The sequence below is a fragment of the Bacillus sp. JJ664 genome (genome assembly GCF_036962205.1).
Classification (GTDB): domain Bacteria; phylum Bacillota; class Bacilli; order Bacillales; family Bacillaceae_G; genus Gottfriedia.
In genome coordinates this window covers 1-10,289 of record NZ_JBALMS010000107.1, presented here as the reverse complement: position 1 = coordinate 10,289, position 10,289 = coordinate 1, and the positions used below count along the sequence as shown (strand labels likewise).

Genomic DNA, 10,289 nt, shown 5'->3' with positions numbered 1-10,289 from the left:
CTATTTATTTTATTTTTATGCTAGCAATTGGAGTTTACGCTTACAAAAAGTCCACTGATAGTTTATCAGAGTACATGCTTGGTGACCGTGGACTTGGGCCAGCTGTTACTGCACTCTCAGCAGGTGCAGCAGATATGAGCGGTTGGATGTTAATGGGGTTACCAGGAGCGATGTATGCAACTGGGATTTCTTCTGCTTGGATTGCGATTGGTCTGACAGTTGGAGCTTATTTGAACTATTTACTGTTAGCACCTCGTTTACGAGTTTTTACTGAGGTAGCGGATAACTCAATTACGATTCCAAATTATTTTGAAAAAAGATTCCAAGATTCTAGTAGAATCTTAAGAATTGTTTCAGCAATTGTTATTATCATTTTCTTTACATTATATTGCTCAGCAGGTTTTGTATCTGGTGGAACATTATTCGAATCTGCTTTTGGAATTGATTATAAAGTTGGACTATTTGTTACGGCTGGAGTTGTTATTGCCTATACACTTTTCGGTGGGTTTTTAGCAGTAAGTTTAACGGACTTTGTTCAAGGTCTGATTATGTTTATTGCGCTTATTTTAGTGCCAGTAGTTGCCTTTTTAGATGTTGGTGGTGTTAAGCCTGTATTCGATGAAATTAAAAGTATCGACCCGAAACTATTAAATATTTTTACTGGTACTTCTTTTATAGGTATCGTTTCATTACTTGCATGGGGCTTAGGTTATTTTGGACAACCTCATATTATTGTTCGATTTATGGCAATTTCGACTGTAAAAGAATTAAAGCCCGCTCGTCGAATTGGTATGAGTTGGATGATTTTTACGATCGTAGGCGCAATTTTTACAGGATTAATAGGAATTGCTTATATTTCAGTTAACAATTTAACTTTGGAGGATCCTGAAACAATTTTTATTTATTTCTCTGAAGTTTTATTCCATCCATTAATTACTGGATTCTTGTTATCTGCAATACTTGCTGCGATTATGAGCACAATATCTTCACAGCTTTTAGTAACTGCAAGTGCATTAACTGAAGATCTATATCGTATTTTTGGTAAAAAGAATGCATCTGATAAGGATCTTGTTCGTATTGGTAGATTAGCAGTTTTAATCGTTGCAATCGTATCACTTGTATTATCATTAACGCCAAATGACACAATTCTAAATCTTGTCGGAAATGCATGGGCAGGCTTTGGAGCAGCATTTGGACCTGCAATTCTATTAAGCTTATTCTGGAAACGAATGACTCGTTGGGGCGCGCTTGCAGGTATGATTGTTGGTGCATTAACAGTTATGATTTGGATTAGTGTAGATGCGATTAAAGAAGCAATCAATTTATACGAAATGGTACCTGGCTTCTTCTTTAGCTTACTTGCTGTTATTATCATTAGTCTCCTTACATCAAACCATAGTAGCAAAATTGAAGAACAGTTTGATGAAATGGAAAAACGTCTTGCGTAAAAATAAATTAAAACCGGAGTGTGTAATCACACTCCGGTTTTTTATGTATTTTAACTCTCAAAAAATAACTAAGAAAGTATTGCTCTAGCCTCTTCAAGAATTTCTTCAATTATCTCCTCAGCACCCTGTCCACTAGTAAGCATTCTTAAGCCTTGTCCCGCCCATAAAGACATATAATCTGTATTGTTTTGCGAAGCAGCTGCATTTCTTATATCTCTTGTGATTGTATTTTGGATCGGAAACGGTAATGGTTCGATATCTATATTTTCCCAGTGCTCGATAAATTCATTTTTAATCCCCCTAGCTGGGCGACCTGAAAATGAATTTGTGATAACAGTACTTTCTTCAGTACTTTTCAAAAGCTTTTCTTGATAAGAAATATGCGCACCAGATTCATTAGATGTTAAAAATCGAGTGCCCATTTGAACACCTTGTGCCCCAAGGACAAGTGCTGCAACTAAACCACGTCCATCCATAATTCCACCTGAAGCGATCACAGGAATGTTTACTTGGTCAACGATTTGCGGAACTAATGCAATCGTACCAATATTATTTCCCATCGCTTTGTCCTTAACGTTAAAAGTACCTCTATGTCCGCCTGCCTCTGTCCCCTGCGCTACTATTGCATCGCAACCTGCTTGTTCTGCAAGAAGTGCTTCTTGTACTGATGTTACCATTGACACAACTCGAATCCCTAATGCATTTGCTTGTGCTATCATGTTATCAGTGAGTAAACCAAAAGCAGTACTTATTACAGGAACCTTTTCCTCTATTAATATGTCAAACTGTTCATCAAAAATAGAAGTTGATGTTATACCATCCTCTTTTGCTAATGGAATACCCAGTATCTTTCTGAATTTATTTAGTTCACTTTGTACTTCACTAATTTCAGAAGCATGATCAGAATTACTGGTGGCAAATAAATTAACTGCAAAAGGATACTTTGTTAATTTGCGAATCTCATGAATTGCTGATCTAATGTCATTCGGTTGCATATAAGCAGCTCCAATTGTTCCAAGTCCGCCTGCATTAGAAACTGCTGCAGCTAATTTTACAGTACCAGGTCCACCTGCCATTCCAGCTAAGAAAATAGGGTAACGAATGTTAAATAACTGACAAAGATTCGTATTAGGTTGGATTTTCACAGTGAAACCTCCTTTTAGTAAGTTCTTCGTGATTAATTTATATTTTATGAAGGAAACTAGGTCATTTTCAACTAAAAAGACCTTCTCAATAAGAAGGTCAAAAAGAATTTATGTGATTGATCATTTACTTAAAAGATATTGAATGTCTTCTGGTAAATCAGTAAATTGCCCATTGCTACTTACTGGGAATTCAACAACTTTAATGACAGCATCCAAGTTTAAAGGTCCATAAATATGAGGATATAACTTCCCAGATTGAATTAAATCTTCATAAACGTATTTCGATTCTAACTTAGCTGGGTCGATACAAAGTATCAGTAAATTTTTAAACCCTTCAAAGAAAAGATTTGCAACTTCAAGTGATTGTTCAATTGTAGAACAGTGAATAAATCCCTCAGCTTTTAAACTAGGTGGCATATAAATCCCTAATTCTTTAGCATTGAACCATTCTTCATTTTCAATAATATGTAATATCATTCAGTAGTCTCCTAACAATATGTTTATGATATCTATAAACAGTAACATGAATTACATAAATTTGAAATCAAAATTGTTTTTTGTAATCATAATTCCAATGTCATAAATACACTATTTGGATCTGCAATATAATCAGAAAATGGCTCACAATATTGAAAACCGAAGTTAGAATAAAGTTTTCTAGCAGGTGCAAATGCATCCATAGAACCTGTTTCTAAACTAACACGTTTATATCCTCTATTCTTTGCTTCATTAATGATGAATTGAAGTACTGTATTTGCGACACCTTTGCGTAAGTGTAATGATGAAGTACGCATAGACTTGATTTCTCCGTGGGTTTGATCAAGTTCTTTCAATGCTCCACAACCTAATAATTGCGCTTGCTCCCATGCACTCCAGAAAGTAATTTCAGGTTTTTTTAATCCCTCAATATTTAATGCATGTATACTTTCAGCTGGGGAATTTTGGGCCATACCTTGTAGATGTTCCACAATTAATTGAATCACTTCTGTTCCTGTTAAGTCATCTTTTTTAATTTGCATCATATTTCACCCCGAATTTCATTGTCATTTCATCATAATTATTATACTTAATTTCAAATGTTTTGAAAGTTAATAAAAAAGCGATTTTCAATTGAATATTGAAAAATCGCTTGAAAACATGATTATGACGATGAATATGATCTTCGAGAATACGAATGTGAATGTGAGTGCCTATGATGATGATGATGATTTGAAGACGATGAATGATGACGATGATGACGATGTTTGCGATGGTGACGTTTTGAACTGCTACCAAATAGTTTTCTGAAGATACCGAATTGAAGCGTAGTCGTTTCAGTACCAAACCTTCCTACATCCACGATCCTGATTTCGCCATTATTCGTTAATATGATATTGTGATTATGTAAATCAAAAGCATCAAGTCCAGCAAGATGTGCATCAATCATAGCTTCTTGTATTTCATTTTCATAACGAATTCGAAGCCCATCTTCATGTCCTACCAACTGATAAAAAGTATCACCGTAAATTCGTTCACTTACCATAAAGTCAGTTGTATATGCTTCAACTTGTGGGTAATAAATACTGTTTTCAAGTCGATGTAGCTTCATACCATCATCTCTGCTTTTCGCGCCTTCCTTAAACACTTTGATCACAAGGTCGTCACGAGTATAAACATTGCCATCTTTACCACTCGCTAAATACTCAAAATGATCTGCATGCTCTCCCCATAATGAAAACTCATGTATTTCTTGCAATAAAGATTCTTTCAATCAATTCATCTCCTCTCATCTTACCTATATTTTACAATATATACGTTATTTTTAAAAACTTGAGCATGATCGTATTTATAAATTGAAATAAAAAAAGATTGAGAAATAACGACTCAATCTTTTTAAAATTTATATTAATTAGCTTAATAAGCAGTCCAACCTGCATCTGCTGTAATAACAGTTCCATTTACGAAACTTGATTCATCAGAAGCAAGGAACAATGCAACATTTGCGATTTCCTCTGATTTACCCATTCTTGGATTTACCGCAAGACCAGCCTGTGTACGCCCTATACCAAAATGATTAATATTGGTCATAGATGTACCAATATTTGTCTCTACTCCACCTGGTGCAATCGCATTACAACGAATACCATTTGGTGCATACATAAAGCCAGTATTTTTTGTAAAGCCAACAACGGCGTGTTTAGAAGCTGTATATGTTGCACCAGCACGAGCTCCATTTAAACCACCAGCGGATGCAATATTTACAATGACTCCATTTTGTTTTTCTAAAAATATTGGTAAAGCTTTGCGTGTAGCACGCATTACACTAGTAGTATTGATTGCAAATACTCTTTCCCAATTATCATCTTCTATATCAGCAGCAGGCTCAAAATTGTCCATAATTCCCGCATTATTTACTAAAATATCAAGTGTACCGTAAGTATTGACAGTCGTATCAATTAAATTTTGTATGTCTTCTTCTTTTGCGACATTTGCCATAATCGCAATGGCAGTTCCCCCATTGGAAGTAATGTCTTCAACAGTTTTATTCGCTGCATCCAAATTAATATCTGAAACAACTACTTTAGCTCCTTCTTTTGCGTATAAGTTAGCGATTGCTTTCCCCATACCTGAAGCAGCTCCTGTTACGATTGCTACTTTATCTTGAAGTCTCATCATCATTTCCTCCAATTGTCGTTTAATTTGTATGCGCATACAAGAAAAGTTAATGAACATTTGTTTATTAACGATCCATGTGTATATTATAATTAATAATTAGTAGACTAAACAATCGGCAAATACAGGGTGATTTGTTCGTTAGTGAACACTTAACATCTAATCTGATGATTAATTATATTTAGTAAACATAGGAGATCACAAATGATTAATAAAAATAGCAATATAGATAGAAGAATTTCTAAATCTAAACATGCTTTAAAGGAAGCTTTATTGGTTTAATGAAGGAGAAGGATTTTAAAAAAATCTCAATCACTGATATCGTGCAGCTTGCGGATCTAAATCGCGGTACTTTTTATAAGCATTACCAATATAAAGAAGATATTTTAGAAGAAATAATTGATGATGTCATAACTGATTTAATCGCATCTTACCGAGAACCTTATAAAGGAAGTGAATCATTTGATGTAAGTAAACTCTCTCCATCAGCAATCAAAGTTTTTGACCATGTTTGGAAATACGCTAATTTTTATACTCTAATCGTACAATCAAATGCGTTGCTAGGATTTCAAAATAGATTTTGTAATGTATTAAAAACATTAGCACTACAAGAGCTTAGTGATCAAATGTCTAACCCAAAAATTAATCGAGAACTACATGCAAGCTATCAAGCATATGCAATTTTAGGAATGATCATAGAATTAGTTAATGATGGATTTAAATACAGCTCTAGTTATATGGCAGAACAATTGTTAGAAATTATCATAAATAGTAAAACGAATACAATCGTTAAACCGAATATTGTAGGTAACTAAAAATGGACAGTAAAATGGAATACACCTCCAATTGTTAGTTGTTACTAACTTGTGGGGTGCAGTCCAAAATAGTCATTTTGTTGTAATTAACTTTCTGAAAGAGACCTAATTTTTCTAAGTGAAGGAAATAAATACATCCAAAGTCCGGCCACGACTACTGTACCGATGCCTCCTATTAAAGCAGCTGGTACTGCTCCCATTAAGCCTGCTAAAGTTCCGGATTCAAATTCACCAAGTTGATTGGATGTTCCTATAAAGAGAGAATTCACAGCGTTTACTCTTCCCCTCATTTCATCAGGTGTTTGCAACTGAACAAGTGAAGATCGTATGACAACACTGACTACGTCTGATGCCCCAATCACAAGTAATGCAAATAAGGATAAATAAAGATTTGTTGACAGTGCAAATAACATAGTAGCCAATCCGAATATTCCTAAGGCGGTGAAAAGCTTTGGACCAATTGATTTTTTTAATGGGAAATTAGCCAATACAATAGACATAAGTAATGCGCCAACTGCCGGTGCCGTTCTCATAAGCCCTAAACCGAAAGGTCCTGTTTTCAAGATATCTTGTGCAAAAATTGGTAAAAGTGCAGTTGCTCCGCCAAGTAGTACTGCGAATAAATCTAGCGAAATTGTTCCTAATATGATTGGATGACGACGTACAAAAACTAGTCCTGAAAAAATTGAACTTAGTGTTACAGGTTCAGAAGTTCTCTCAATTTTCTGAGACTGAATTGACCAAGTAAGTATAGTGGCAACAAGTAAAGAAGCTGTTGCAGTACTGTATACATAAGTAGGACCTAATGCATATAGTAATCCACCAATTGATGGACCTAATATTTGAGCTGTTTGTCCTGCTGATGTACTAAGTGCAATTGCTTTTTGCAAGATAGATTTTGGTACCAATTGTGGTAAAAGTGCTGCAGAAGATGGACCTTCAAATGCACGGCATGCACCTAATACCATAGCCGCTAGTAATATTTGTTCACGGCCAAGCCAGCCAAAAAGATTACCATAAAGGAGAAGTCCCGCAACACAGGCTTCTATTATTTGACATAAATAAACGATTCTTCTACGATCAAAGCGGTCTGCAACTTGACCGACAACTAAAGTCAATAATACCATTGGAACGAATTGAGCCAGTCCAACTAACCCGAGACTAAATGCATCGTGAGTTAAAGAATACATTTGCCATCCAATTGCAACTGATAACATTTGAAAAGATGATGAAGACAGCATCCGTGATCCCCAAAATTTCACGAATGATGGCTGTCTTAGCAATGCTCTCCTTGAATCTCCCAAAACAAACCTCACGCCCTTTTTTCTACAAACAAATTTTATGTAAGTATATAAATATACTACTGATATATTATAATTGAATTTCACTAAATTTGTTGAAAATTTGTACTAAAAAGTATATTATATTGTATCGTAGTATAACTTTATTTTGTATATCTACTTAGATGACGGAAACAATATAAAATTTTATATTTCAATTTTACGTCAAAACATCTATTGAATGGGAGAAGAAATATAAAATGAAATGGTTAATCGTATTTGGTCCTCTTTTAGAATTAGCGCTTACCGCTGGAATTGCGAAATTCTGGGCAGATGATTATAAAGAAATCGCGCCGATTATTATCCTCCAATTTTTACTTTACACATTTCTAATCACACCAATACTTATATGGGGCTTTTTCTTCAGATAGTAAATATTGTTAAATTGAATATTCCATTTACCTACTTATTGGTATATTAGAAACAAAAAAAGATGACTTCATAAAGTCATCTTTTTTAATAGATTATTATTATTTTTTCCTTATTAATTTTTATCGATTTTGATTATGATTCTGGAAAGATCCTTTTTAATGAACTTTTCATCTCAGGTTTAAATTTAATAGATGGACGAATTGAACGAACCATTTCTTCTGCTTCTTCAATTGTTTTCGCCTGACCTAATGCAAGCAAAGTACCGATTGCAACAGTTCCCGCACGCGTATTTCCCCCACCACAATGAAAATACACTTTTTGATTGTTTTGATATGCATCTTTCACATGATGTAAAGCATTCTTTAAAGACTCAGCTTGTTGTTCTTGTTCATCAACTATTGGGGTATGTACACGATTTATATTTGAGTCAACGTCATATTCCTTTACTCGTAAATCAAACACTACATCTGCCTTTTCATGTTCCATCATGTCAGATACATCATTTGCACCGCCGAAATATATTCGGTTTTTAATTAATTCTTGGTATTTTTTTTCCAAACTAATTGCCTCCTTCATTCTGTCAGTTTATTTTACTATATTTTTACTATTTTTTTTAATTAGCAAACATTGATTTCTTGAAAAAATTTAAAAAAGCTCCTTCTAAATGAAGGAGCTTCCAGTTTGTATACAAAGTACAAAAACAATGAGAATCAACCGTTAATGATTTATTGTCCGCTTTAAAGCACCTGGTTTATTGTATACGCCAATAGAATCAATAATTGACTTACTTGATCCATTTAATCCAATTATTTTTGTATTAATTCCGTTTTCATGTAGCTTTAAAATAATTTTATCGATCGCAGAAACACCAGATTCATCCCAAACATGAGCAAGAGATAAATCAATTTCAACAGTTTCTACATCATCTTTAAAATCAATTGTACCCACAAAATCTGTAACTGATGCAAAAAATAGTTGACCTTCCACAGTATAAATACGTGTATTGCTTGAATTTACTTTCTTAGATGTCACTTTTACTTTGGAAATTTTTGCTGCGAAGAAAATCGCACTTAATAAAGTACCAGCAATTACACCAATCGCTAAATTATGAGTTGAGACCACAAATCCTACAGTAATGACCATAACAGCAGCATCGGTTTTAGGTAAATTAAATATATTTTTTATTGATGACCAATCAAATGTACTAATTGAAACAAATACCATTACCGAAACAAGTGCAGCTAAAGGTATTTGAACGACTAACTTATTTAATACAATAATCAGAAACATCAAAAAAGTTCCCGCGATAAAAGTGGATAATCGACCTCGACCACCTGATCTGACATTAATAACAGATTGTCCGATCATTGCACATCCTGCCATACCACCAAATAATCCATTTACGATATTTGCAATACCTTGACCTTTACTCTCAAGATTTTTATTACTTGAAGTATCTGTCAGATCATCTAGAATTTGTGCAGTTAGCAATGATTCAATTAATCCAACTAAGGCAAGTGAGATTGCATAAGGTAGGATAATTGAAAATGTTTCAAAAGAAATTGGTACATTAGGTAAGATCAAACTTGGTAAAGTACCTTTTATATCTCCCATATCTCCTACTGTTCGTACGTCGCTTCCTGTAGTGATTGCAATGAGACTAATGATGAGAATGGCTACTAATGAAGACGGTATGGCCTTTGTTATTTTTGGAAATAAATAGATTATGAATAAGCCTCCTGCAACCATTGCGTACATCTGCCAAGATTCACCAACGAAATAAGGTAATTGTGCAGTGAATACTAAGATCGAAAGAGAATTGACAAAACCTGTCATCACTGAACGTGGAATAAATTTTACTAGTTTTCCAATTCCTAAAAAACCTAAAATAATTTGGATTACACCAGTCAAGATGGTAGCTGCAAGCATGTATTCTACTCCATGATTTCTTACTAGACCAACTAAAACTAATGCCATCGCACCAGTAGCAGCTGAAATCATCCCTGGTCGACCACCTACAAATGAAATGACGACCGCAATGCAAACCGATGCATATAAACCAATCATTGGATTTACCCCAGCAATAATTGAAAACCCAATTGCTTCTGGAATTAATGCTAATGCAACAACAATTCCTGAAGAATATCACCTCGCACATTTGAGAACCACTGTTGCTTGAAATACGCTTCCATATTTAGTACCTCACTAACTATATCGTTATCAAAGTTCATTGATATCTCTCAAAATGGATATCGTCCCGACTTCATAAAAACCATTATATCTGTATAACTCGATGATAATCAATGAATTTATCATATATATTTCTGAATTCCTAGAGAAATTAAAATAACCGCTCAAGAACAAATCGAGCGGTTGTAACGATTGCTAAATAGAATTTTCTGAAATAATACAATATAAAGAGCTAAAACTAAAAAATAAATTTACTTAACAAATACGGATCCAATTGTTTTGAACAGCTTTAATCACAGCATTTAAACGATCTTGAACTTGCATTTT

10 protein-coding genes and 1 pseudogene are annotated in these 10,289 nt (G+C 34.2%); 3 read left to right on the top strand and 8 right to left on the bottom strand.

Translation table 11 applies throughout. From position 1 onward, the window contains the following. The first annotated feature begins 2 nt into the window (after positions 1 to 2). Complete coding sequence (putP, locus tag V7056_RS16110) at positions 3 to 1,448, top strand: sodium/proline symporter PutP (protein ID WP_499703442.1); 1,446 nt, start codon at positions 3 to 5, stop codon at positions 1,446 to 1,448. Positions 1,449 to 1,516: 68 nt separating this feature from the next. Here putP and V7056_RS16105 read toward each other — a convergent pair whose 3' ends face one another. The 5 genes from V7056_RS16105 to V7056_RS16085 form a co-directional block, all read right to left on the bottom strand. Then, entirely contained in the window at positions 1,517 to 2,593 is a 1,077-nt protein-coding gene (locus V7056_RS16105; RefSeq protein ID WP_499703441.1) for an NAD(P)H-dependent flavin oxidoreductase, read from the bottom strand. A 120-nt stretch (positions 2,594 to 2,713) separates the two neighbouring features. Beyond that, positions 2,714 to 3,070, bottom strand: a complete 357-nt coding sequence (locus V7056_RS16100; protein WP_499703440.1) for a DUF952 domain-containing protein — start codon at positions 3,068 to 3,070, stop codon at positions 2,714 to 2,716. Positions 3,071 to 3,156: 86 nt separating this feature from the next. Then, positions 3,157 to 3,612, bottom strand: a complete 456-nt coding sequence (locus V7056_RS16095) for a GNAT family N-acetyltransferase (protein WP_499703439.1) — start codon at positions 3,610 to 3,612, stop codon at positions 3,157 to 3,159. A 122-nt stretch (positions 3,613 to 3,734) separates the two neighbouring features. Continuing rightward, positions 3,735 to 4,343: a hypothetical protein gene (locus tag V7056_RS16090; protein ID WP_499703438.1), complete on the bottom strand. Its 609-nt coding sequence runs from the start codon at positions 4,341 to 4,343 to the stop codon at positions 3,735 to 3,737. Between the two features lie 143 nt (positions 4,344 to 4,486). Then, entirely contained in the window at positions 4,487 to 5,245 is a 759-nt protein-coding gene (locus V7056_RS16085; RefSeq protein WP_499703437.1) for an SDR family oxidoreductase, read from the bottom strand. A gap of 281 nt (positions 5,246 to 5,526) precedes the next feature. Here V7056_RS16085 and V7056_RS16080 point away from each other — a divergent pair, with 281 nt between their 5' ends. Then, positions 5,527 to 6,060: a TetR/AcrR family transcriptional regulator gene (locus V7056_RS16080; RefSeq protein WP_499703436.1), complete on the top strand. Its 534-nt coding sequence runs from the start codon at positions 5,527 to 5,529 to the stop codon at positions 6,058 to 6,060. A gap of 86 nt (positions 6,061 to 6,146) precedes the next feature. On the opposite strand, the gene V7056_RS16075 is transcribed toward V7056_RS16080, so the two are convergent. Further along, positions 6,147 to 7,376 (bottom strand): MFS transporter, encoded by a 1,230-nt coding sequence (locus V7056_RS16075; protein WP_499703435.1) that lies wholly within the window; start codon positions 7,374 to 7,376, stop codon positions 6,147 to 6,149. A 224-nt stretch (positions 7,377 to 7,600) separates the two neighbouring features. Here V7056_RS16075 and V7056_RS16070 point away from each other — a divergent pair, with 224 nt between their 5' ends. Beyond that, positions 7,601 to 7,771, top strand: coding sequence for a hypothetical protein (locus V7056_RS16070; protein ID WP_499703434.1), 171 nt, complete (start codon positions 7,601 to 7,603; stop codon positions 7,769 to 7,771). Positions 7,772 to 7,904: 133 nt separating this feature from the next. On the opposite strand, the gene V7056_RS16065 is transcribed toward V7056_RS16070, so the two are convergent. Together V7056_RS16065 and V7056_RS16060 are read right to left on the bottom strand one after the other, a co-directional pair. Next, positions 7,905 to 8,330: a protein-tyrosine phosphatase family protein gene (locus V7056_RS16065; protein ID WP_499703433.1), complete on the bottom strand. Its 426-nt coding sequence runs from the start codon at positions 8,328 to 8,330 to the stop codon at positions 7,905 to 7,907. A 159-nt stretch (positions 8,331 to 8,489) separates the two neighbouring features. Then, a pseudogene (locus V7056_RS16060) lies at positions 8,490 to 9,964 on the bottom strand (SulP family inorganic anion transporter). Positions 9,965 to 10,289: the final 325 nt, after the last annotated feature.

Excerpts from the sequence above, each read along its gene's own strand:
- V7056_RS16100 (WP_499703440.1), bottom strand. The coding sequence starts at position 3,070 with ATGATATTACATATTATTGAAAATGAAGAATGGTTCAATGCTAAAGAA.
- V7056_RS16095 (WP_499703439.1), bottom strand. The coding sequence starts at position 3,612 with ATGCAAATTAAAAAAGATGACTTAACAGGAACAGAAGTGATTCAATTA.
- V7056_RS16085 (WP_499703437.1), bottom strand. The coding sequence starts at position 5,245 with ATGAGACTTCAAGATAAAGTAGCAATCGTAACAGGAGCTGCTTCAGGT.
- V7056_RS16080 (WP_499703436.1), top strand. The coding sequence starts at position 5,527 with ATGAAGGAGAAGGATTTTAAAAAAATCTCAATCACTGATATCGTGCAG.
- V7056_RS16070 (WP_499703434.1), top strand. The coding sequence starts at position 7,601 with ATGAAATGGTTAATCGTATTTGGTCCTCTTTTAGAATTAGCGCTTACC.